This window comes from Kamptonema sp. PCC 6506 (genome assembly GCF_000180455.1).
Classification (GTDB): Bacteria; Cyanobacteriota; Cyanobacteriia; order Cyanobacteriales; family Microcoleaceae; genus Kamptonema; species Kamptonema formosum.
The window spans coordinates 1-25121 of sequence record NZ_CACA01000181.1; the positions used below are offsets into that span (position 1 = coordinate 1).

The window sequence follows — 25121 nt, forward strand, 5'->3', positions numbered from 1 at the left end:
TTAGCCCTATAAAACTGGAGGAACAAAGCCAATTACCAATTACCAATTACCAATCACCAATTACCAATTACCAATTACCAATTACAAATTACCAATTACAAATTAAGGAAATTTGTCAATATCTGGCACAAACTTACCTACATTTAGGGAATGCTTTATTTGAGTATGGTGGATACGAGCAGGCAGAAATTTATTATCAAAAAGCTTTACAAATTCAGCCGAAAAATGCAGAACTTTACTGGCGGCTAGGTAAGAGTTTAGCCAAGCAAGAACGGCTGAATGCTGCGATCGCCGTTTATCATCTTGCCCTAGCAATTCAACCTGAGTTAACCCAGGTTTATTTTGAATTAGGACATCTGCTAGAAAAACAGCAGCGCTACGAGTCGGCGATCGGATATTACGAAAAAGTTTTAACTTTGCCCTTTCTAGGAAAATTAAGAACAGGGGATTTGCCTCCCTCAAATTCCCCCACTCATAAACTCCCACAAGGTATTTACTTATCTACTTCAGACTGGATTATTGCCAGCAAATTAGATCGCAGCAATTATCGTGAAATAATCTGTGAAGATGTAGAAAATATCGCCACTCACCAATTATCAATTACCAATAACCAATTACCCAAATCCGACTGCGGCGGTTTAACCTGTGGGCCTTGCTTAAAACGCATCTCTGATTGGTTTGAACCGATTCATTTAGGTTGGGGCGTTCATGTTTTGTCAAATTCTCAACCAATTCCCGTAGACTCGCCGAAAACCTTTGTTGCCGTAGTCCCAGACGGACGAGCTTGGATTGTTCCCCAGAAAAGTTATTGGCTACTTTGCAGCGCGATCGCAGTCATTACTCCTGACAATTATTTATTAGCAGATGTTTCCCGCGATTATCCTAACTTTTTGCCGGGATGTCAAAATCACGACCCTACTAAACATAGCATTTTTAAGCTAGAATCATTACCTCATTTAGAACAAATTGATGGTACTGTTGCCGTATTATCTGGACTATCAGGAAATGTCTATTTTCACTGGATGTTAGATGTTTTACCTAGAATTGAATTGCTCCGACTAAGTGGCACAGATTTTGATAAAATAGATTGGTTTTTAGTGAATAATTGTCAGCAGCAATTTCAGCGAGAAACATTAAAAGCTCTGGGAATCCCCGAAAACAAAATTTTAGAGAGCGATTCCCATCCCCACATTCAAGCAAAGCAATTAATTGTTCCCTCTTTTCCAGGGTATTTAGGTTGGCCACCGCTTTGGGCAGTTAATTTTCTCAGGCGCGTATTTCTTGCAGGAATTACCACTTTGAGCAGCTATCCCGATCGCATTTACATTAGCCGAAACAAAGCTAGATATCGGCGCGTCTTCAATGAAGAAGATGTGATGGAGGAATTAAGCAAATTTGGGTTTGTTAGAATCTTTTTAGAATCTATGCCCTTGCAGGAGCAGATAGCGTTATTCTTTCATGCTAAAATGATAGTTACACCGCACGGGAGCGGTTTGACAAATACAATATTCTGCCAACCAGGAACTAAGGTCATAGAATTGGTTTCACCTCACTATGTGGGTCACTATTACTGGCCGAGTAGCCATTATCTGCACCTCGACCATTATTATTTAACAGGTGAGGTGTTTGAATGTTATCCTATTAGACAATTGATGTATCAAAACTCCCTGACCGAAGATATTATGATTAACTTGAGTTCGCTCAAGAAGATGATGGAACTTATAGGTTTGTGATTTTTTGGCATCTGATGAGGCATCAATATGACATCAACTCAAAATATGGAAACGGTAGCGTTTAACTTTAACCAGCAAGCAGAAATTTATTTAGCCCAAGGCAAATTAAATGAAGCAATTGCAGCTTGCGAAGAAGCGTTGAAGCTTCAACCGAATTTTGCAGGCGCTTACCGTAATTTAGCTAGAATTTGGACGCAGTTAAAAAAAGCTGAAGCCGCAGCAGATTGCTGGTATCAAGCGCTAACTCTCGATCCGAATTGGGCAACCGCTGAGGAACATTTAACTTTAGGCAATACTTTAGTAGAACAGGGAAAGCTGGAGGAAGCTATTGCTTGTTACCTACGAGCAATTCAGGCAAATTCAACTTTAGTACAAGCTTACCACAATTTAGGGGAAATTTTCACAAGTAAAAATAAATTTGAGGAAGCAATCGCCTATTACCGCCAAGCGATTAAACTCAAACCTGATGCTTTTGGAAGTCACCACAGTTTAGGGAAACTATTAGCAGCTAAAGGCAACATTGATGAAGCAATTGCCTGTCAATATAAAAGCCTTGAAATCAATCCCAATTATGTTCGTGCTTATCACAGTTTAGGAAATGTTTTGGTACAAAAGGGCGAGTTGGATTCAGCTATTGCTTATTACAGCAAAGCAATTGAACTCAACCCAAATTACTGTTGGTCATACAACAGTTTAGGAGATGTCTTTCTCAAACAAGAACGTTGGGATAAAGCCATAAATAGTTATCAGAAAGCCATTGAGATGAAAGGTGATATTCCTTGGTTTTACTATAACTTAGCTGTTGCTATGACCAATCTAAAATCCTGGGACGAAGCACTTGCAGGTTATCTCTCTGCACTTGTGCTTCAGCGAGATTTGCCTGGAATTTACAACCGTATAGGATACATTTTGCGACAGCGAACAGCATCAGATTTAGATGCAACGGTTAGAGACTATTGCCAAGCTATCCAAGTGAATTCAGATAATGGAAAAACTTACTATAACCTGCTAAATATCATCACAGATGATAGCGAGTTTTATGTTGACTTAGCAAATAATTTAACCAAACAACATCAGTTTAGTGGAGCGATTGTTTTTTATCAAATAGCATTGCACATTAATCCAGAAGATGCTAAAGTTGCCTCAGAGTTAGAGAATGTCTTAGCAAGAAAAGATGAGTTAGATCGGCAAATATCTGTTTATCGCAGCCAGATAGAAATTGACCCAAACTCTGCGGTTGCCTATACTGATTTAGGGAATATATTACCTAAATATGGAGAGCTAGAGGAAGCGATTGTCTGCCATCAAAAAGCTAGTGAATTAAGAGGTTGGCATCAATGCGCTGCCAACAAATATCAATTTACACAAGATTGGTTTACTCATAATATCCCCATCTGGGAAAAACATTTACAGCAATTTGCCGGGATGCCGGGAATTAATATCTTAGAAATAGGCAGTTTCCAAGGAATGTCTACTTGCTGGCTTCTAGATCGTATTCTAACGGACACGACAGCAAGAATCACATCTATCGATCTCTATTTTCAGGCACAGTTTGATGGCAATATTGCTAAAACTGGAGGAGCACAGAAAGTAATTAAGTTAGAGGGGCTATCTCAGGATTTATTGGTAACTCTGACATCGGATTACTATGAAGTAGCTTACATCGATGGCTGTCACAAAGCTAGCAGCGTTTTGGAAGATACAATCCTCTCTTGGCGGCTGGTAAAAGTAGGCGGTTTGATAATTTTTGACGATTACGAATTTACCTTTCCCGAAAATCCAGAGCAAAATCCTAAGCTAGGGATAGATACTTTTATTTCAATGTATCAAAACCAATTAGAGGTGATTCACAAAGGTTATCAACTCATAGTAAAAAAAATCGCCAATGAGAAGCAGTTAGAAGAGAAAGCTCTCTTAACTAATGCTTACCTAAATTTGGGAGAAGCGATAGCCGCCCAAGGTTATTTAGAAGAAGCAATTTCCCATTATCAAAAAGCACTTGAATTTCAGCCCAAAATATCAGTGCCGGAACTGGATATCAAAGACTTCCTAACGAAAGAAGGCGAAATCAAACTAGCAGATTTCCCGGACAGTTTAAAATTCCGAGAATGGCATAAAAATCAGGTTTCATTAGTTTACCACAAATTAGGAAAGTTGCTGCAAGAAAAAAAAGAGTTAAACCGAGCAGCCTCTATCTATTGGCGTTCGATTAATCTCAACCCAAATTTCAGTTGGTCTTACCACTATTTAGGGGAAATTTTACAAGAATTAGGGGAAGACGATCGAGCTATTGCTGTCTACCGTCGCGCTATTGAATTAAACCCTGATTTCTGTTGGTCTTACAACAATTTAGGGGATATCCTGATGCAACTTTCTAGATGGGAAGAAGCTGCGGCGGCTTATCGGCAGGGGATTAAAATCAACCCTGATTTTTGTTGGTTATATAACAAGTTAGGGGAGGCGTTGGTAAAAATTTCTGATTGGGAAGAAGCTGCGGATGCTTACCGCCGCTCAATTGATTTGAACCCTGATTTTTGTTGGTCTTACTATAGCTTAGGGGAAGTTTTGGAAGAACAGCAGTATTGGGAGGAAGCAGTTAGCGCTTATCAGCGTGCGGTTGAGCTGGAAGCGGAGGATACTTGGATGCGTAAAAAATTAGGAGATGGTCTGCGACAACTAGGATTGTGGGATGAAGCAATGGCTATTTACGAACAGGCGATCGAAATCGATCCCAAGGCTTATTTTGCTTACGAAGGTTTGGGATTGTGTTTGTTGGAAAAGAAGGATTGGGAAGGGGCGATCGCTTCTTTCATAGAAGCACTACAGATTAAACCAGGCTTGTTAGAAGTTTATCACAAAGTTGGTTACGCCTTAGAAAAACAAGGTGAATTAGAAAAGTCCGAGTATCACTGTTGTGAGTATCAAATGCTACCCTTAAAGGTTCTGAAAAAATATTGTCAGTTTAGAGAAGATTTAACAGTCACATCTGAATTTGATCCTACTATAAATTATATCAAAATTTCGCCTGGTGATGAAATTTCTTTATTACCTTCTAAAAGCCTTAATAATAGCATATTTTCAGAAGATAAATATTATTTACCAAAAACATTTGTTGCCGTCATTCCAGATGGTCGTGTCTGGGCGGATGTAATTACAAGCGCTGTAATTAATTCGGAAAATAAGTTAGTTACGGATATTTCTACGGGTTGTGCAGAATTAGTAATACCTTCAGATAAATTACCTCCTATTGAATACATAGAGGGAAATGTTGCCTTTTTATCAGTACGCTGGGGCGGTGCAGCTTATTATCATTGGATGTTTGATGTAATTCCCCGCTTCGATCTTTTACGTCGTAGTGGGATAGAGATAGAGACAATAGATAAGTTTATAGTTAATAATACCGATCATTCATACGAAAAGGAAACTCTGAAAACATTAGGGATTCCAGAAACAAAGATTATCGAGAGTAGTTGTGGTCTGCATATAAAAGCTGAAAATTTAGTAGTTCCGTCAATTTGTTACCAAGGAGTATCTCAAATATCAAAATGGGCTTGCGAGTTTATCAAGAGGGAATTTTCAAGAGAAAAAAGCAAGCCAAAAATAGACAAATTCAGGCGAATTTATATTAGCCGTGAGTTAGCTTCCTATCGTCGATTTATTAATGAAGAAGAGGTATTAAACTTTTTAGATAAATGGGGATTTGAAAGCGTTAAACTAGAAACTATGTCAGTGGCAGAACAGGCATCTTGTTTAGCAAATGCTGAAGTTGTGGTAGCGCCTCACGGTGCTGGATTGACTAATATTGTATTCTGTAAGCCGGGAACTAAAATTATAGAAATTTTTTCGCCGACATATCTTCCTAATTGCTACTGGATACTTAGTAATATATGTGGTTTGGAACATCACTATTTAATTGGCGAGTTATGGGAAAATACCGATTCTCGTCTTCCTATACACCAAGATATTAAGGTTGACTTGGAGTTGCTAGAAAAGTTAATTTGGACTTATAGAATTATCTAACGCCGCCCTCTGGGCGGTAAAAAAACCGCCCAGAGGGCGGCGTTACGATCGGGCAGAATTATTATTAATCAAAGTTGTAGGTATGTGCAATGTGTGAGGATTATAGCCAAGCAGAAGTTTATGATAAGTTAGGTGATGCTTTGCAAGAAAAAGGAGAGTTTCAGGAAGCTGCGATCGCTTACGATCGCGCATCACAACTAAGCCCTAAAGTTTCTTGGTATTTCCACAAATTAGGAGATGTTCTTGTCAAGCAAAAAAAATGGCTGGAAGCTATTGAGGCAAATCGTCGCGCAATTGAACTCAAGCCAGATTTTTCTTGGTCTTATCACAATTTAGGCTATGCTTTGCTCAAACAAGAACAGTGGAATGAAGCCGTCGCTGCTTACCGAAAAGCAATTGAGTTAAACCCTAATTTCTCTTGGTCTTATTATAATTTAGGCGATGCTCTGGCGTTGATGCAAGAATGGGATGAGGCGAGTGCAGCCTATTTTCGTGCTGTTGCAGTCGATCCAAATTTACCTGGAATTTATGAAAAATTTGGGGATGCTCTGCGGCAACGATCTGAGTTTGGTTTAGAGCAAGCTATTAATTATTATCACCCTAATTCTGAGCAAAAGTCAAGGTTAAGTTACACTAATTTGCTAAGTTTTGTTACCCCAGATCCCGAACTCTATTCACAGTTAGGAAATGCTTTGGCAAAGCATAACCAGTTAGAGGGTGCAATTATTTTTTACCAAGCAACACTCGAAATTCAGCCAGATAATGCTGATGTTTCTAAGGAATTAGAGCGGCTATTAAAGAAAAAGAATGAGTTAGATATAGAACTGAACTCGTGCCGCAGAGCGATTAGAGAAAACCCCGATTCCTGTTGGTCTTACTACAATTTAGGGGTAGCACTGACGAGGCAATATAAAGACGATGAAGCTGCTGCGGCTTTCCTCCATGCTATGGAGTTGCATCCAGATTTCCATTGGTGGTTTTACTATAATTTATGGGAAGTTTTTGCTAAGCAAGGAAAACTCGAACAAGCTGTTAGTTTATGCCACCGAGCAATTGAAATTAAACCCGATAGTTTTTGGCCTTACTTAAATTTAGGGGAAGCTTTAACTCGACAAAATAAGCTTGATGAAGCGATCGCGTGTTATCAAACTGCAACTTACAAACAAACTTTAATATTGCTTGCAGGTTCAGGACAAGAGCAAAAAAAATTAGAACCCGTACAAGCTCCTGACTTTATTATCATTGGTTCTCAGCGTTGCGGTACGACTTCTCTGTACAGTTATCTGACTCAGCATCCGCAGATTTTGTCTCCTATTAAAAAGGAGGTCGATTTTTGGTCGTGGCATTTCAACAGAGGTATTGATTGGTATTTATCTCATTTTCCCCCACTTCCTCAAGGGCAACATTTTTTAACAGGAGAAGCTAGTCCCAGCTATCTTGATTATCGGGACGCAGGGCAAAGACTTTTCAATACTTTTCCGAAGGTAAAGCTAATTGTGCTGTTGAGAAATCCTGTAGATAGAGCCATTTCTCAATACTATCGCTGGGTGAGTTTAAACTGGGAAAATCGCTCTTTTGAAGAGGCAATCGCTGATGAGGTAGAAAGGCTGGAAAACAATCCTGATTATATTATAGGAGAAGAACCAGGAAATTATTTAGCTCGCGGTATGTATGTTGAGTTTATTAAGAAATGGCTAGAGTTATTTCCGAGAGAACAGTTGCTAATTCTGAGGAGTGAAGACTTTTATGAACATACGGCAGTCGTGATGAAGCAAGTTTTAGAATTTGTCGGTTTGCCGGAGTATTATATTTCCGAGTATGCGAATTACAATCCAGGGTTCTATCCGTCGGTGAGCGAGTCAATGCGCTCCTGGCTCAGCAATTATTTCTGCCCTTATAATCAGCAATTGGAAGATTTTTTAGGGATTAAATTTAACTGGAAATAATTTCTAAAGGTTAACTATTACCTATTTTATGCTTTAAATTAGCCATCAACAGGTATTCTTAGTTATAAGAATACAAATGCTATATTTCCTTGAATAATTATGGCGATCGACGGTTTACCAGATCCAGAATTCACAGAGTCCAGCTCAGCAACAATTCCTACGATTAAACTGCTGACTATGTTCCGGCTGGGTTTGTTTCAGATGGGATTGGGCATTATGTCGCTGCTCACCCTGGGGGTACTCAATCGGCTGATGATTGATGAGCTTAAAGTCTTACCTTGGATTGCTGCGGGTGCGATCGCAATGCACCAATTCATGTCACCGGCGCGGGTGTGGTTCGGCCAAATGTCGGACTCAAAAACTATTTTTGGCTACCACCGCACCGGTTTTGTCTGGATTGGAGCCGCACTTTTCACGACAACATCATTCATCGCGCTGCAAGTAGTTTGGCAACTCGGCGGTAGTTTGCAGGCTACAGGATGGAGCCCGCAAACTTATAGTTGGGCGGGAGTTCTAGCGCTAGTTTTTGCTTTTTATGGTTTAGTTTTGAGTGCGAGTTCCACACCTTTTGCTGCTCTTTTAGTAGATATTTCTGATGAAGACAACCGCTCCAAATTAATTGGAGTTGTTTGGTCAATGCTCATGGTTGGTATTGTATTGGGAGCAATTATTAGCTCTAAATTAATCAGTCGAGCTGAAGTTTGTGGAGCAGATATTTTGTCATACAATCCCTCTCTAGGGACACCAGTTACAGATTTAGCAAAATTGCAAAGCTCAATTAATCCTCTATTTGTAATTATGCCGGCAGTTGTATTTGGTTTATCTTTACTGGCGACTGTCGGTATAGAAAAAAAATACTCTCGCTTTGCTTTGCGTTCCAGTGCGGTTAACAGAGAGGATAAAATTAGTTTAGGTAAGGCTTTGAAAGTATTGACTGCTAGCCGCCAAACTGGTTTATTTTTTAGCTTTCTGCTGGTGCTAACTATTAGTTTGTTCATGCAGGACGCGATTATGGAACCCTATGGCGGCGAAGTTTTCGGAATGTGTATTTCGGAAACCACAAAGTTGAATGTTCCTTTTGGTATGGGGACGCTGATCGGTATTAGTGGCACAGGTTTTTTGATTTTACCGCGTTTAGGTAAGGTGAAAACGACTAAGATGGGATGTACAGCGGCAGCGATTTGTTTTGGCTTAATTATTCTCTCTGGATTTACAGCCAACGCCGGATTACTAAAAGCTAGTTTGCTATTTTTTGGTTTTTCTGCTGGGGTATTGACTGCTGGTGCCACAAGTTTAATGCTGGATTTAACGGCGGCGGAAACTGCTGGTACTTTTATCGGTGCTTGGGGTTTATCTCAGGCAATGGCAAGGGGTTTAGCTACTGTCATCGGCGGCGTGGTTTTGAATTTAGGAAAGGTTGTTTTTGATGCCCCTGTGTTGGCTTATGGATTGGTTTTTGCGCTACAAGCTATAGGGATGGTGGCAGCAATTTTACTATTGGGGCGCGTAAATGTGAAAGAGTTTCGGGAGAATGCGAATAATGCGATCGCGTCTATTCTAGAAAATGAATTGGATTAATTTTTTTCCGCAGATGGACGCAGATAATTGTATGATATATCTGCATTAATCTGCGGTTGTTTATTTTAACTCTCATGTGGGATTCAATTTTTAGTTTTGCCCAAAGTACGGCGGCTAGAGTCGGAGTACAATTGTTAAAGGATTTCGGTTCTGTCCAAGCTTCAGAAAAGTTAGATGGGAGTTTGGTAACTCAATCTGACAAGTGGGCGGATGCAGAAATTCGAGATGCAATTATGTCAGCTTTTCCTAGTCATGGAGTTTTAAGTGAAGAGGGAGAGCACGTTTTTCCAGGGAATGAATGGTGCTGGATAATTGACCCTTTGGATGGCACTACTAATTTTGCTAGAGGCATTCCTATTTGGGGAATCTCGATGGGTTTATTATATCAAGGAGTGCCTGTTTTTGGCTACGTACATTTGCCACCCATAAATCAATCTTTTCACGGTTTTTGGTTGGGAGATTCTGGACTTAGTGGCAATTCTGGAGCTTTTTTGAACGATCGACAAATTCATTCTAGTGCTGATGCGCTGACTTCAAATCACTTTTTTAACATTTGTTCGCGCAGTATCGCAGTTGCACCTCAGATTCCTGCTAAAATTCGGATGTTAGGAATGGCTAGTTACAATTTTTTAACGGTGGCGGCGGGTGCGGTTTTGGGTGGGGTAGAAGCTACGCCGAAGATTTGGGATATTGCGGGGAGTTGGGTGATTTTAAAAGCGGCTGATGGTGTTTGGATACCCTTGGAATCTGAGGCAATTTTTCCTTTGGAAGTTGGTAAGAATTATGGAAGTCGCTCGTATCCTACTTTAGTGGTGAGTCGGGAGGAATTGAAGTCAGTGTTTTTGCCGTTGATGAGGGGCTAAAAACTTATAACTTATTCTTTCTTAGGGAACGAAATTTAATAAGTATATGGACATAAATAAACGCTATAATATGCACTGAAACAAAAGCTTCTCAAAACCTACTGGAGTATGATTCAGATAAGTCAATGCGTATTCTCTGGAATTACCTAAAGCCTTATCAATGGCTTGCGGTTCTATCGTTATTACTAGCAGGTATCAGCCAGGTTCTAGCACTGGTAGACCCGATTATTTTTGGAAAAATCATTGATGATTACGCCACCCAACGGCGAACGAAAACGGATGCAGAGCTAGTCTCTGGGGTGCTGGTGCTGTTGATAATCGCCGTCGCTATTGCAGTATTATCACGACTTACCAAAGCTATACAAGAATACATGACCCGGCTGGTAGTGCAAAAATTTGGCACGCAGATATTTAACGACGGGTTACGACAAACACTCAGGCTTACCTATCAGGAATTTGAAAACCAGCAAAGCGGTGAAACGCTAGCCCTTTTGTTAAAGGTTCGCAGTGACACAGAACGCTTTATAAATTCGTTTATTAATATCCTGTTTTCGTCAATTGTCGGAGTGTTTTTTTTGGTTTGGTATGCTGTGACTAAACACTGGGCACTGGTACCCGTATTTGTAGTTGGCGTGTTGGGTTTAGGGGGATTAACCGGACTTTTGAGCCAAAAAATTAAAGGTCAACAGCGATCGATTATGCGCGAAACTTCTAAAAGTTCTGGGTTTATTACCGAGTCGCTGCATAACATTGAGCTGATCAAAAGTTTAGGGTTGACCTTCCCAGAAATTCGGCGTTTACAAGGACAAACTGTCAAAATATTTGCCCTGGAAATGGAGAAGGTCAAACAAATCCGGCTTTTATCATTTTTGCAGGGAACGACGCTTAGCTTGCTAAAGCTGTCGATTTTATTCACACTACTATGGCTCATTTTTCGAGATGTGTTGAGCACAGGCGAGTTAATTGCTATGCAATTTATTTCTGTTTCTATTTTTGCGCCGCTGCAAGAATTGGGTAACATCATTCTCGCCTATCGTGAAGCCGAAGCATCGTTACAGCACTTCGATCAACTGATGCAAAAACCGATTGAACGCCGACCTGAATCACCCATTGAGATTGGACTGGTGAATCGTTTGAGTTTCTTGAACGTTGTCTTTCGATATCAGGGGGCCTCTGAAAATTCCCTGGATGGGATTTCTTTTGCGGCAAATCTGGGGGATACAATTGCCTTTGTTGGCCCTTCAGGGTCGGGGAAATCAACATTGGTAAAATTGCTAGTTGGCTTGTACCAACCTAATAGCGGAGAAGTATTTTATAACGATATTTCTACCAAAGATATTCGCTACAATCAGGTGCGGCGACAAATTGGATTTGTAACCCAGGAAACTCATTTATTTGCAGGCACCATTAAGGAAAACCTCCAATTTGTCCAACCTGATGCCACCGATGCAGAAATTATTGCAGCACTCAAACAAGCATCCTGTGAGAATTTACTCACCCGATCTGAACAGGGTATAAATACAATAATTGGTGAAAGTGGTGTTAAATTATCGGGCGGTGAAAGGCAGCGAATTTCTATTGCCCGCGCCCTGATCCGTCAACCACGCCTGTTGATTTTTGATGAGGCAACATCTGCGTTAGATTCTCTGACCGAAGAACAGATTACTGAAACAATTAAAGAAATTTCAGCCTTGAAAGAGCAAATTACAATTTTGATTGCCCATCGATTGTCTACGATTATGCACGCCGATCGGATTTTTGTTTTGGAAAAAGGTCGAATTGTGGAGACTGGAAACCACGATGAACTGGTGAATCAGAAGGGGCTTTACTACGCTATGTGGCGACAGCAAATCGGAGAACGCTAACGGGAATGTTAAGTAGAAGGAAGAAGGATTTAGTTATCTAGGAGAGAAGGAAGAATGTTTATACAGTCAGCTTTTTAGCCATCCCGATCTTATGTTTAATTAGGTGGATTTACTTATTAATCAAGTTTGAGTTACATTTAACCTCTCCAACTTGCATCTATATCCCATTACACGACTTACGCACTCAACCAAAGAAACCGGGTTTTTTGACGAAAATACTTCGCCCTTATCCATAGATTCTCTCAAAAACCCGGTTTCTGGGACTCCCTGCGTAAGTCCTAATTATTTAAAACTCACGGGACTTACACAAAAGTATCCATAAGTTCTATGAGTTTTAATTTTCATTTAATTCGCCTTCTCAGCGTATTTTTTCTTCAAATAGTTGCCATAGAATCATTATTGGTAATCCTAAAATGATTCTATTGCATACTTATATCGCATCAAGCGATTAATTTCGCTAACACATTTGATAACTTTGCACCAAGATTCTCAACCAACTCCTGCTGTTTCGGATCTTTCATCGTACCATCAGCATTAAAAGCTTCATAGGCTTTAGGAACTGCCTTCTGATCTGGCAGCACAAACACATTAATATTGCCCAAAATCGAGCGCAAATGAACTAACCCTCGCAAACCGCCCAATGCCCCAGGTGAAGCACTCATAATTACTGCTACTTTGTCAGTAAAAGCCACCAACCCCGGTTCGCCAGGCTGCGGACGAGATGCCCAATCGATTGCATTTTTCAAAACAGGAGTAACTGAACTGTTATACTCAGGAGAAGCAATCAAAAACCCCTGATGTGCTATCATCAATTCCTTAAATTTCCGGGCATTTTCTGGCATTCCCTCTCTGGCCTCCAAATCTTCATCAAATAGTGGCATCGGCAAATCCCGGAAATCGACATAAGTCACTTCAGCACTGGCGGCTCTAGCCCCAGAAGCCGCAATTTTGACCAGCAGTTTGTTGTAGGATGCTTCGCGGGTACTGCCGGCAAAAGCAAGGATTTTTGGTGCGTTTATCATTGGTTGTTCCTAGTATTTGGTTCCAGTTAAATTGTACTATTCCGCGTGCTGCCAGATGAAGTCAGCAATAGGTCGATCTGTTGACGAAAGGCTATCTGAGGCTGAAAAAAACAGCACCGATCTTTGCAGTAACTTTCTACTACTTAAACGTCTGGCGACGCGGCTGGGAATGCCGTAGCCATAGGCGATATGGCCTTTCCCTGCTAGCACTACTACTTGATAATTAGGCTTAACTGTGATAAATTGAGCGATTGTTTCTGCCATTGTTTCATCCCAGAGGGTTTGGGCTAGAAAAAAACGATCGAAGCCAGCACTAGAACCATGTCCCTCAGAGGCGTGTTGCTGATAAATCTCTAGCAATATTTGCCGATATTCAGCATTATCGGTACGAATTTCTGAGGGGGCGGGAATGTGCTGTTTTTCTTCTGCTGTCAGACTTTCTAAGCCTTCGCGGGCAACTTTTCGCGTTACTTCTGTGGGTGTATTCAAGGCTAATACTGGCAGTTGATTTTCCTTGGCAAACCGCAAAATCGGTGCGTAATATTCCCAAGGAAATCCCCATCTTTGATTATACTGGGTTTGCTCGATTAATTCGGCTTCTGTAATTTTACCAGCTAAATATTGGTCGATCGCACCTTGAAAGGGACGCTGAAACATTTCCAGTGCGATCGCAACTTTGCGATTTTGCCGATACAGTTCTCTGATAATCTTCAGTTGAGCTTGATGATCTTCGAGGCTGTCGTGAGTTTCCCCCAGATACACGACATTTGCCGCCGCCAACTGTTGTAGAATCTCCTGGCTAGTATATGTCTGCTGCGGTTGCAAGTTCCCTGTCACTTCCGCCAAAGCTTGACTGCTACAGAATAGGAACAAGCCTAGAGACAAAGCGTAGAGTTTGGTTAGTTTAAGTTTGTTCATGATCGTATTTTGCCTTGCGATCGCAGCCACACACCACCGATCTCATCCAATTTATATAATTTAATCTTCTTACTTGATTAGCACTTACCCATTGTCAATACAGTCACTAATAGACACAACCGCCAATAGACAAGGTATCCTGACCTCGCCTGTCGGCGGCGTTGCCTGATTGATGCGTAAGTTCTAATAAGTTTACATTTAATTAGTAGTTATCTATCAAAAAGTAAACTTTCATTGCAGGTACTTGCATCTCTTAGAGAAGGTGCTAGATTAATAACATGAAGCAAACAAAAGCTTCACCCGACAGATATCACAGCGAAGTTCATACTTTAAAGCTCATACCTTTGAAGTTCACACCTTGAAGTTTCACTTTTGAATAAGGAGTAAAAAGCGCTGTTTAACTTTACATCTGTCTCATCCAACAACAACAACACTCACCGCGAAGTCTGATATTTCCTCAAATGTTGATGAGGGAGCAATGAAACTGAATCTTAGAATTTAGTTTAACTCCACGTCGAAATACAAATTAGAGGAAATTACTCAGTAAGTAACGCTTGGGTGTTGTTGTTTGTTTAAGCATATTGAAGGAAGAAGGAAGAAGGAAGAAGGAAGAAGGAAGAGGGGGAAATGCCATAAACTATAGAAAAAAGCCAAAGCGGGAAAAGAGATGAAAGGACTGTGGCTAGAAAACAAGCAACTGCAACTTTGCACCAACCTCCCCATCCCAGAACCGCCACCCGGAGAAGCCTTAGTACGAGTTTTGCGGGCGGGTATCTGCAACACAGACTTAGAATTACTCAGAGGCTACTACCCCTATCGAGGTATCCTTGGTCACGAATTTGTCGGCATTGTCGAACGAGGGCCCGCAGACTTAGTAAATAAACGAGTCGTTGGCGAAATTAACGCCGCCTGCGGTAAGTGCCGTTTTTGCCTCAGCGAACAACCAACCCACTGCGAAAATCGCACCGTCTTGGGCATCGTCAACCGTAACGGGGCCTTTGCCGAATACCTGACTCTACCAGTCGCAAACCTTCACCCCGTACCCGATAGCGTATCCACCGATGCGGCAACCTTCACAGAACCAGTCGCCGCCGCTTTAGAAATTCAGCAACAAGTACCCATCAGTCCAGAGGATAAAGTTTTAGTCGTCGGAGATGGCAAACTCGGCCAACTCGTCGCCCAAACCATTGCCCTCACGGGTTGCGAACTGTTGGTTATTGGGCGACACCGCGAAAAATTAGGGAACTTGGAAGATCGCGGTATCAAAACTGGTTTTGCCGATGCCGTGAAAGACCGATATTTTGACATCTCCATCGAGTGTACTGGGAATCCAGAAGGGTTTGCGATCGCACGTCGCGCCTTGCGTCCCAGAGGAACTCTCGTCCTCAAAAGTACCTACGCCGGAGCCCTCAGCTTCGACGCTTCGGCCTTAGTTGTCGATGAAATTACCCTAATCGGTTCTCGCTGCGGCCCATTTAAACCCGCCTTACAGTTGTTAGCCCAAAATCAAGTTGATGTTAAACATCTCATTCACAGTCGCTATCCCTTAGATGAAGGACTTGTCGCCTTTGAAAAAGCACAAAGCCCTGGGGTGTTGAAAGTGTTACTAGAAATAGAATAATATAACCGCAGAATAGCGATCGCACTTCTAATGGATTATAAAATTGAGTAAAAATGGACATAACAAACTTCTTGCAGATGTTTGAGCTAACACCGATCGCACTACACCAAGACTATTTATGTCGTCTTCTCCGCACCACGATAGATATTATGCGGTCTGACTCTGGGATTAGCTTGGGTGGAAGTCGTTATGGTGGTTCGCCTGATTTGCCAGAAGGATTCGAGTGGCCAACTCACCATCTCGGACTTTACCGCTTCCTTGGCCAGTTTAACTTTGCAGAAATTCCACAAGTTAATGCTGGTTTGCCTGAGTGCGGACTATTAAGCCTTTTCGTCGCTGATGATCCTGATGGTGAAAGCGATCTTTTTTGGGGAGATCCGGGCTATATTCATGCAGAATTCTTTACTGATATAACAAAACTTGTTCCTAATGTATCGCCTGATTCGGTTGCAAGAGGCTCTAGCTGCACAATCACATTTAGACAGACATTCGATCTCCCTTTTGACGAATATCAAGTTGACGAGTGGTCATTTCATACAGATGAGCTATGTGCATCTTATCGCGATCTTCGGAATGCTTTACACCACAGTGAAGACTATCTTCTCGGATATCCATCGCATTGTAGCCTTGCATACGATCCAACTCCGGGAGCAGAGTGGATTTCGCTATTTACAGCTAATTCCAATGACGAATTAGATTGGTCTTGGCACGATGGTGATAAGCTCATGATCTTCATAGAGATTGAACGCCTCAAAAAACACGACTTTTCAAATCTAAGATCGGACGCTGGTTAATAGCCTGTAAGTAGGGCTGACCGTGCCCACGCTGCGACTACATAGCCAGTTCCAGCTATTGGTAGATTAGCAAGTAATCGGTCTAAATGTCGTCGTGCTGCGAGTGATATAATGTTAGAGTCGCGATCGCACTTCTAATGGATTATAAAACAGCTCGCAATTTTCTGATCGATCAGGGTACTGCTCTTGAAACTCAACGAAATCCTGATGCTTTTTTGAGCCGTCTTAAACAAGGGAATGCACCAATTCCCGGACAAGTGACTAATATATTATTGGCTCTAAAAATTGTTTTTGATACTTTGCAAGAATCCCCAATGCTGGATCGGCAGTTAGTTTATGCACTGCATTTATTTGCCGTTGAAAGCGTGCGGCAATTTGAAGCCGGAAGCCGCAGCGGTATTGCTTGGCCCCCAGTTTTAAAGGAAGATGTGAAGCGGATTGCGATCGCAGTTAAAAATATCTTTTCGGGAGTCTGGCAGTAGCAACTGTTAATTGTTAACCGTTAACTGTTAACTGTTAACAATTAGGTTCAATTGCTACTTTGATTACTTTGCGATCGCGCATATCTTGAAATACTTGTTCTAAATCTTTTAAAGGCTGACGATCGCTCACAAATAATTCAAATGGAATCCTCCGCGTTGCTAATAGAGATAATGCCTCTCTAACGTATTTTGGCGTATTGTGAAAAACTCCTTTTAGCGTTAATTCACTATAGTGTAATTGCTCTGTACTTAATGCGATCGCTGTATCTTTAGGACAACCACCAAATAAATTTACAGTTGCACCCGGACGAGCACAAGCGATCGCAGTTTCCCAAACAGAAGGGACACCTGTACATTCAATTACCGTATCTGCACCCCAACCATCTGTTAATTCTTTCACCACCGCAGATATATCCGTTATCTGGTGATAATTAAACACCTTCGCTGCACCTAATTGTTTGCCAATTTCCAGCCGATTATTGTTACCACCAAATAAGAAAACTTCCCCATCAGGAAATACAAAATTTCCGTTTTCTTCCTTCCCTCTTCCTTCTTCCTTCTTCCTTCTTCCCTCTTCCTTCAACTGACCGAGTACCGCCACAAACATCAGTCCAATTGCTCCATCTCCTAAGACTAAAATGCGATCGCCTTCTTTCACATTTGACCTAGCAATCCCGTGTAATACGCAGGCTAAAGGTTCAGTCATTGAGGCTAAAGCCTCCGGTAAATCATTAGGAATTGGTAGCAAATTATGCTCGACAATTGGGGCTGGAATCTTTAAATACTCTGCAAAAGTGCCATTATTCCACGTCAAATGCGGACAGAGAGAATATTCTTCGCGTTGACAAAAGAAACATTTCATGCAGGGAGCAGAATTATTAGCAACCACGCGATCGCCTATCTCCCAACCTTTCACACCTTCTCCAATTGCCACTATTTGCCCCGCCGCTTCGTGACCAAATAGCGTTGGAGGCCGTAGCATTTTCGCGTGTCCTCCCCGCCGCCAAACCTTCAAATCTGTGCCGCAAGTTGTCGCCGTCGCTACTCGGATTACGACTTCACCCGCCGCTGGTGAGGGGTCAGCAACCGTTTCTAGCCGTAAATCTTCTTGACCGTAAAGTACCGCTGCGAGCATCGTCAACTGCCTACTATTTCCCAACTCAATTATTTTAGAGTAGTAGGTGCAGCTCTGGGGAAAATCTTTAGCAAGACTTAAGTTATTTTTGGGAAAGTTAATTCTACAATTGTCTACAATTGGTTAGGTAGCTAAGTTATAATTGACAAATGACCAGCATTAATTACGGGGTGGTACTGGTGACAGCCAGTTCGCGGGTGGAAGCGGAAGCGATCGCTAAGGCTTTAGTTGAAAGTCAGCTAGCGGCTTGTGTTAGTTTCACGCAAATCCACTCGATCTATACTTGGCAAGGCGAGATTAATTCAGAGTCAGAATGGCAGCTAATTATTAAAACTGATTTAGCCAAGTTTGATGTATTAGCAACAAAGGTGCGTCAACTCCATTCTTATGAAGTTCCGGAAATAATAGCTCTTCCTATTGTGGCTGGTAATCCGGCCTATCTTCAGTGGATTTCAGAACAAGTTGATTAATTGTATCATGGTATAAGTGTGAGCCACCGAAAAATTAGCTGACTAAATTTATTAATTTTATAATATGTCCAAAATTTACAATTGGAAACGCTTCTGGTGCCCGATAACAGGCAATACAATCCCTATTATGTCACTCTCGGCAGAGAATTTTCTGGAACTACTGGTTTGTAAGGCTTTCGCCGGGCGTTGCATAAATTATTGAGAATGGCTAAAATCCAGCGATCTCAAGGCGAAAGCCTTTTTCTCTGACCAAAGTGACATAATAGGGATTACGTGAATTATCCTAGCTAAATCGCGATCGCTCTTTTACTGTTATAGCAACCGCCAGGGCGATTAGGGCAAGTACAACTGTTACCTTTAGTCCATAATCTCTTAGGTCGTAACCTCTTCCCTCTTCCCTAGTCCCTAGTCCCTAGCTATATCGTTTCCCAATCTCTTTAACCGAATTCTTTCATAAACTTGGGATGGCAATAGTTTGTGTATGCTCATTCGCCGCTCAATATCGGCAATTGTCATCCCTGAGCTATTTGAGTTTGAGGCTGAATCTAATTCTATTTCTGAATCAGATTTCTCTACAAATTGAGGCAGAAATGATTGAGTTATAAGTTTTAATATACTGTCAATTGTTAGCAGATAAAAGTTATGATGTAAAATAGTCATTAGCCAATCTGCTTTCAAAGCTTTATATAGCCAAACTAAGGTACTTTTATAATTCTTGCTTTGCTTATTTTTAGAGGCAAAGTAGATATAAAATTTACTGCTAGACCAATTATAAATACTAGGGACAATCTCAGGGTGACGCTGCCGGATATCTGCCATAATTAAAGCGTGAGACTTTGCCATTTCTGCACAGTTGGAAGACATACTGCTAGTAATCTGGCGATAGCCGACTAGAAACTCTGGAACAACTTTAAATTGATAATATTCCGCAATGCGGAGATAAAGATCCCAGTCTTCACAGCCTTGAGCATTTTCTGCTTTCAATTGACAGTTGTAACCGCCGACTTTCTCTAAACAAACACGGCGAATTAGGGAGGAGCTAGCATTGCCTATAAAATATTTATAAATTAGAGGTTTGTATACTTCTCCTTCTATGGTAGAATTGTAGAATCCTCCTGTTAGTAATTCTTCTCGATCGATATCTAGCGACCAAGAATAAACTAATCCTACCGATGGCTCAGAATTTAACATACACTGCACTTGTTTTTCCAGGTTTTGAGGATACCAAATATCATCCGCATCAATGGGTGCAATATATTCGCCACTGGATTTTTCAATAGCTAAATTTCGAGCCGCTGCAACTCCGGCATTAGACTGTTGCAGAAAGATAATGCGCCGATCTTGTTGAGTAAAAGATTTGACTATTTCCGCAGTGCGATCGCTAGAGCCATCATCAACGACCACAACCTCAATATTATCATAAGTTTGAGATAAGACAGACAAGAGCGTTTTTTCAATAAAAACTTCAGCATTATAGGCTGGTATAATAACTGAAACTAAAGGCAATGCCAAATCATTTTTAGAGATATCCATATCTAGGGTAGTTATCTGAGAGTGGTTTGGGTTCGACTCTCTACTGAACCTAATATATCTAAATGCCATTTCGCGTCAAGGGTGAAACTGGCAAGTCGGATCTGGGTACTCTAAGCTGAGAGCGCAAAGAAAAAGTATTATACTATACTTGACCAGCATACTTGGATAAAAATTTTGTGTGGTGCATGAATGTTAAACTAAAAGCAGGCTCAACGTTTTGGGAAGTTTATCAAAGTAACCAAATAATTAAAGAATTGGTAAAGATGCCCTGGAAACAATAGCACTGTCAATAAAATGTTTACTAGAATACAAGTAGAAATCAACGCAAGGCAATTACGAAGATTAACAAAAATTATGTATTTGAGGACACAAGCTTAATGGTTCTCCCTCAAAAATAAACAGACTTTACCCGTTGTAAAGTAGCATCTGTAAAACTCAAGTACATTTTGGCAATTTAATTTAAACAGTTTAGGTAATGCTTGATCACAATGAGTTGACCGTCTCAGTTATTATCCCAGTTCACAATGGGGGCGCATACTTCCGCACCTGTCTGTCCAAATTGGCGGAAGCCTTACCAAGAGCTACCGAAATTATTGTAGTGGCAGATGGTGATACGGATGGTTCCTGGCGTTTAGCCAGGGAATACGGCGCAAAAGTAATTAGAATTCCCGAATCTGGTGGCCCGGCCCAGGCTCGGAATCTGGGGGCACTGGCAGCTCAGGGAGATATTCTGTTTTTTGTAGATGCAGATGTTGCTATCTGTCCAGAGGCTATAGGTTATGTGATGAAGATTTTCCAGGGGAATCCGTACTTAGCTGCGATGATTGGTTCTTATGATGATGCTCCTGGTTCGCCTAATTTCTTATCTCAGTACCGAAACTTGCTGCATCACTACGTTCACCAAACTGGCTGCGAGGAAGCGTCCACATTTTGGGGTGCTTGCGGGGCTATCCGCCGAGAGATTTTTTTGGCTGTGGGTGGCTTTAATGAGATTTACCGTCGGCCTTCGATTGAAGATATTGAGCTGGGGTATCGACTGAAGGCGGCGGGTTATCGGATTCGATTGTGTAAGACGTTACAAGTAAAACATTTAAAACGCTGGGAAGCTGTTTCTCTGCTGAAAGCTGACTTTTTCTACCGGGCACTACCTTGGACTGAATTGATTTTGCGCGATCGCAGATTGAATAATGACCTTAACCTGCAAGTTTCTAGCCGAATCAGCGCGATGTTAGCTTATGGGTTAGTGGGATGTTTGGCTCTAGCATGGCTTTGGGTTGGGTTTTTGCTAGTAGCAATAGTGTTCGCTCTATTGCTTTTCTGGCTAAATGCGCCACTTTACCGCTTCTTTGCCCGTAAACAGGGGCTCTGGTTTGCACTCAAGACTATTCCTTGGCACTGGCTGTATTATCTTTACAGTGGACTGGCTTTTGCGATCGGCACTGTAAGACATCTATCCCAGAAAGGGGGCCTTTTTAAGGTTGGCTCTCCAGCATCGGCTCAGTAATAATGATGGAGGTGTGCGATCGCACTCATAAATCCCCGCCCAAATCCGCGAATTGTTGTAGGATGTTGTTTTGGGAATAGCATCTACCGGAATTTTGAGCAGAGCCGTTTTCTAGAAATCCTAGAAGACAAAAGTAAACCTGGAGGTACTCTAAGTTGGAGCATTACCCTGTCATCATCACCGGCGCTGGCCCCGCAGGTTTAACCGCTGCTTACGAACTGGTTAAACAAGGCGTAGCACCTCTGGTGCTAGAAAAAGGTGATAAAGTTGGTGGAATCGCCCGCACGGAAACCTACAAAGGTTATCGTTTTGATATCGGCGGCCACCGATTTTACACTAAAGTTGAAGCTGTCCAGCAGCTCTGGATGGAGGTACTAGCAAAAGATTTTATTAAAGTACCCCGCCTATCGCGGATTTACTACGGAGGCAGATTTTTTAACTATCCCCTCAGCGCCTTCAATACTTTATCTAACCTTGGCATTATCGAAAGTCTATTGATTTTGTTGAGCTACTTTAAAATTAGAATGCAGCCACTTCCTGAAGAAGAAACTTTCGAGCAGTGGGTGACTAATCGCTTTGGCGAACGTTTGTATAAGACATTTTTTAAGACTTATACTGAGAAAGTTTGGGGGATTCCTTGCAATCAGATTCAAGCAGACTGGGCAGCGCAGCGGATTAAAGGACTGTCGCTGACAACAGCTATAATTAATGCTCTTTTTGGTAGTAATGATACTAAAACATTGATTAAAGAATTTGATTATCCCCGCTTAGGGCCGGGGATGATGTGGGAGCGGTTTACAGAACTTGTAGAGGAAAAAGGGGGGAAAGTAGAACTCAATACAGGAGTAATTCGGATTGAGCGAGATGGATATCGGATTAAGAGCATCGCCGCAGAGCAAGATGGAAAAATATTAGAATTCTCTGGCGATAACTTTATTTCCAGTATGCCCGTATCGGCCCTGCTTAATCGCATGGAACCTCAGCCCCCCGAAGAAGTCATTCATGCAGCGCGATCCCTTAACTATCGTGCTTTCATGATTGTCTCCCTGGTTGTAAATCAGCGCGATTTATTTCCTGACAATTGGATATATATTCACACTCCCGATGTGAAAGTGGGGCGGATTCAAAACTTCAAGAATTGGAGTCCTGAGATGGTTCCCGACTTGAGCAAAACTTGTTTGGGAATGGAATATTTCTGTGACGAAGGTGATGAAATCTGGAACATGGCAGATAAGGATCTGATCGAATTGGCAGCTCGCGAGCTAGAGTGTTTGAATTTAGCCAAAGCTAGTGATGTCGAAGATGGAGTCGTGATTCGTCAACCAAAAGCTTACCCCGTTTATGATAGCGAGTATCGCCAACATTTGGAAGTGATTCAAGGTTTTCTTACCAAATTTGAGAACTTGCAAACTATTGGTCGCAACGGAATGCACAGATATAACAATCAAGATCATTCCATGCTGACTGGGATTTTGGCAGTGAGAAATATTTTCGGGGATAATCACGATTTGTGGGATGTCAACACTGAGCGTTCTTATTACGAAGATTTCACGTCAGAGAAGTTGAAGAAGAAGAATAATTAGCGTTCCTGCTAACACCAATTCTCGAAAGTCTTGCTACAACCTTGAGTTTGGGTTTCACTGCTGGGACTTACGCACTATGTAACGCCGCCAACGGGCCTGGTCTAAACAACCGCGCCCGTTGGCGGCGTTAAGGATAGTTTTGCATATGTCCGACTGCCTAAGATTGCATAAAATTAGGACTTACGCAGGTATTCCCAGAAACCGGGTTTTTGAGAGAATCTGTGGATAAGGGCGAAGTATTTTCGTCAAAAAACCTGTTGGTTGAGCGAAAGTCGAAACCCGGTTTCTGTGGTTGGGTGCCAAAGTCCTGATATCTTTAGCCTTCGTCTTTAGGAAATGAAACTTTGTGTGCGATACTATTTCAGCAATAGGGCGATTAACCCCACAACCTATAGTAAAAGTTGTCTGTGAAACAAAAAATGGAAAAACTCAAACAACAAAAGAACCAAGCCCCCAACTCAGGGAAGTCTAGGGACACAAATGCGATCGCAACCCCAAAAACCCTTCTAGGCTTACCTTCCCCCACCCTGAAAAAACTCATCTGGGCAGCAGGTGTAGCCTCACTCTGTGCTAGCTGTCAGAGTCCTCAAGCCCCTTCCGCCTCAACTTCCAGCCCCAGCCCCTTGGAGAGTCCCGTCGCTACTCCCGTAGCAGTCAGTAGCCCCGCCGATCCTAATACTCTCAAAATAGTTTCCATGCTGCCCATGACGGGCAGTTCTCAGGGTCAGACTCAAACGATGGTCAACGGTATTAAGCAAGTCGTGGACGAGGCAAACTCAACCGCTTGCGAGGGTAAACTGAAGGTCCAATTTGAGCAACTCGATGATGCTACCGCAGCGACAGGAAAATGGGACCCCGCACAGGTGACGGCAAATGCTAACAAAGCCGTTGCTGACGGTAGTGTGGTCGCAGTTATCGGTCACTTCAACTCTGGTGCAGCTAAGCTGTCCATTCCCATTCTCAACCAAGCTAACTTAGTAATGGTTAGTCCCGCTAATACCTATCCCGGCTTGACTAAACCAGGGAAGGGTACAGCCCAGGAACCTAACGTTTATTACCCGAATGGCAAACGCAACTACGTTCGTGTAGTACCTGCTGATGACCTCCAAGGAAGCGTCGGTGCTAAGTGGGCTAAATCTTTAGGAGTGCAAAAAGTCTATATTCTCGATGACCAAGAACTTTATGGCAAAGGCTTGGGAGATATTTTCGAGAAAACTAGCAAAGAAATTGGCTTAGAAGTGCTCGGACGTGAAGGAATTGACAGGCAAGCTGCTGATTATAAAGCTTTGATGACTAAGATTAAGGCTTTGGGCCCAGATTTGATTTACTTTGGTGGCATTACTCAGAATAACGCCGGACAGTTGATTAAGGACATGAGAAACGTTGGGATGACTGCTGATACAGTCAAGTTCATGGGGCCTGACGGTACTTATGAGAAAGCATTAATTGATGCTGCTGGTAAAGATGCTGAAGGAGTTTATGCCACTTTTGGAGGAGTCCCAGCAAAAGAATTGACTGGTGCAGGACAAACTTGGTACGAAAGTTACAAGCAAAAATACAATTCTGAACCAGAAGCTTATGCTGCTTATAGCTACGAGTCCGCTAAAGTGGTTATGAATGCGATTAATCAAGTCTGCAAAAATGACCGGGCTGCTATCCGCGATGCAGTGATGGCAACTAAAGACTTTAATGGGTTACTCGGTAATTGGAGTTTTGACGCTAATGGTGACACTAGCATTACTACGATGTCGGGAAATGTGGTTAAAGATGGCAAGTGGGAGTTTGTAAGCGTACTCAAAGATGAGTAATTGTTAGTGGTTAGTGGTTAGTGATTAGTGGTTAGTAGTTTTGATGTTAAGTGCTAATCACTAGCCAATAACTATAGCAATCCTAAATGAACCGTAAATTTTTTACCCCACCCCAACCCTCCCCTTGCTAAGGGGAGGGAGTAAGAAGTTCACAAATGATTTAGGATTGCTATATCGCTTAATTAGCAATTAGCACCCCAGCTATCACAGGCATCAAGGGGTAGCAATTCGTATAACCATTAGCGA

17 protein-coding genes are annotated in these 25121 nt (G+C 41.9%); 13 read left to right on the forward strand and 4 right to left on the reverse strand.

Annotation, left to right across the window (positions count from 1 at the left end; genetic code table 11):
* The 6 genes from OSCI_RS09715 to OSCI_RS09740 form a co-directional block, all read left to right on the forward strand.
* Positions 1 to 1733 (forward strand): glycosyltransferase 61 family protein (locus OSCI_RS09715; protein ID WP_157135553.1); only part of this gene is annotated, 1733 nt, incomplete at its 5' end.
* 27 nt (positions 1734 to 1760) lie between these two features.
* Entirely contained in the window at positions 1761 to 5753 is a 3993-nt protein-coding gene (locus OSCI_RS09720) for a tetratricopeptide repeat protein (protein ID WP_007354763.1), read from the forward strand.
* An 89-nt stretch (positions 5754 to 5842) separates the two neighbouring features.
* Positions 5843 to 7699: a tetratricopeptide repeat-containing sulfotransferase family protein gene (locus OSCI_RS09725; RefSeq protein ID WP_007354764.1), complete on the forward strand. Its 1857-nt coding sequence runs from the start codon at positions 5843 to 5845 to the stop codon at positions 7697 to 7699.
* 99 nt (positions 7700 to 7798) lie between these two features.
* Positions 7799 to 9277: a BCD family MFS transporter gene (locus OSCI_RS09730; protein WP_007354765.1), complete on the forward strand. Its 1479-nt coding sequence runs from the start codon at positions 7799 to 7801 to the stop codon at positions 9275 to 9277.
* A gap of 74 nt (positions 9278 to 9351) precedes the next feature.
* Positions 9352 to 10140 (forward strand): inositol monophosphatase family protein, encoded by a 789-nt coding sequence (locus OSCI_RS09735; protein WP_007354766.1) that lies wholly within the window; start codon positions 9352 to 9354, stop codon positions 10138 to 10140.
* A gap of 125 nt (positions 10141 to 10265) precedes the next feature.
* Entirely contained in the window at positions 10266 to 12005 is a 1740-nt protein-coding gene (locus OSCI_RS09740; protein ID WP_007354767.1) for an ABC transporter ATP-binding protein, read from the forward strand.
* Between the two features lie 440 nt (positions 12006 to 12445).
* Here OSCI_RS09740 and OSCI_RS09745 read toward each other — a convergent pair whose 3' ends face one another.
* Together OSCI_RS09745 and OSCI_RS09750 are read right to left on the reverse strand one after the other, a co-directional pair.
* Complete coding sequence (locus tag OSCI_RS09745) at positions 12446 to 13027, reverse strand: NADPH-dependent FMN reductase (protein WP_007354768.1); 582 nt, start codon at positions 13025 to 13027, stop codon at positions 12446 to 12448.
* A gap of 36 nt (positions 13028 to 13063) precedes the next feature.
* Positions 13064 to 13945 carry a ChaN family lipoprotein gene (locus tag OSCI_RS09750; protein ID WP_007354769.1) on the reverse strand — a complete coding sequence of 294 codons (882 nt, stop codon included), beginning with the start codon at positions 13943 to 13945 and terminating at the stop codon, positions 13064 to 13066.
* A gap of 667 nt (positions 13946 to 14612) precedes the next feature.
* Here OSCI_RS09750 and OSCI_RS09755 point away from each other — a divergent pair.
* From OSCI_RS09755 to OSCI_RS09765, 3 genes are all read left to right on the forward strand, one after another.
* Positions 14613 to 15566, forward strand: coding sequence for an MDR/zinc-dependent alcohol dehydrogenase-like family protein (locus OSCI_RS09755; RefSeq protein WP_007354770.1), 954 nt, complete (start codon positions 14613 to 14615; stop codon positions 15564 to 15566).
* Between the two features lie 53 nt (positions 15567 to 15619).
* The gene (locus tag OSCI_RS09760; protein ID WP_019487076.1) at positions 15620 to 16360 is read left to right on the forward strand and encodes a DUF1963 domain-containing protein; all 741 of its coding nucleotides are present in this window, start codon (positions 15620 to 15622) and stop codon (positions 16358 to 16360) included.
* Positions 16361 to 16497: 137 nt separating this feature from the next.
* Positions 16498 to 16842, forward strand: coding sequence for a hypothetical protein (locus OSCI_RS09765; RefSeq protein WP_007354772.1), 345 nt, complete (start codon positions 16498 to 16500; stop codon positions 16840 to 16842).
* A gap of 34 nt (positions 16843 to 16876) precedes the next feature.
* On the opposite strand, the gene OSCI_RS09770 is transcribed toward OSCI_RS09765, so the two are convergent.
* Positions 16877 to 17977 carry a zinc-dependent alcohol dehydrogenase gene (locus OSCI_RS09770; protein WP_007354773.1) on the reverse strand — a complete coding sequence of 367 codons (1101 nt, stop codon included), beginning with the start codon at positions 17975 to 17977 and terminating at the stop codon, positions 16877 to 16879.
* A 149-nt stretch (positions 17978 to 18126) separates the two neighbouring features.
* On the opposite strand from OSCI_RS09770, the gene cutA reads away from it, so the two are divergent.
* Positions 18127 to 18447 carry a divalent-cation tolerance protein CutA gene (gene cutA, locus OSCI_RS09775; RefSeq protein ID WP_007354774.1) on the forward strand — a complete coding sequence of 107 codons (321 nt, stop codon included), beginning with the start codon at positions 18127 to 18129 and terminating at the stop codon, positions 18445 to 18447.
* Positions 18448 to 18852: 405 nt separating this feature from the next.
* Here the strand turns inward: cutA and OSCI_RS09780 are convergent, their stop codons facing one another.
* Positions 18853 to 19980 (reverse strand): glycosyltransferase family 2 protein, encoded by a 1128-nt coding sequence (locus OSCI_RS09780; protein ID WP_007354775.1) that lies wholly within the window; start codon positions 19978 to 19980, stop codon positions 18853 to 18855.
* Between the two features lie 475 nt (positions 19981 to 20455).
* Between OSCI_RS09780 and OSCI_RS09785 the strand changes: the two genes are divergently transcribed.
* The 3 genes from OSCI_RS09785 to OSCI_RS09795 all read left to right on the forward strand — a co-directional run bounded on the left by OSCI_RS09785 (position 20456) and on the right by OSCI_RS09795 (position 24875).
* Positions 20456 to 21484 (forward strand): glycosyltransferase, encoded by a 1029-nt coding sequence (locus OSCI_RS09785; protein WP_007354776.1) that lies wholly within the window; start codon positions 20456 to 20458, stop codon positions 21482 to 21484.
* A 155-nt stretch (positions 21485 to 21639) separates the two neighbouring features.
* Positions 21640 to 23067, forward strand: coding sequence for an NAD(P)/FAD-dependent oxidoreductase (locus OSCI_RS09790; RefSeq protein WP_007354777.1), 1428 nt, complete (start codon positions 21640 to 21642; stop codon positions 23065 to 23067).
* A gap of 407 nt (positions 23068 to 23474) precedes the next feature.
* On the forward strand, positions 23475 to 24875 hold the full coding sequence (locus OSCI_RS09795; protein WP_234708731.1) for a branched-chain amino acid ABC transporter substrate-binding protein: 1401 nt from the start codon (positions 23475 to 23477) through the stop codon (positions 24873 to 24875).
* Positions 24876 to 25121: the final 246 nt, after the last annotated feature.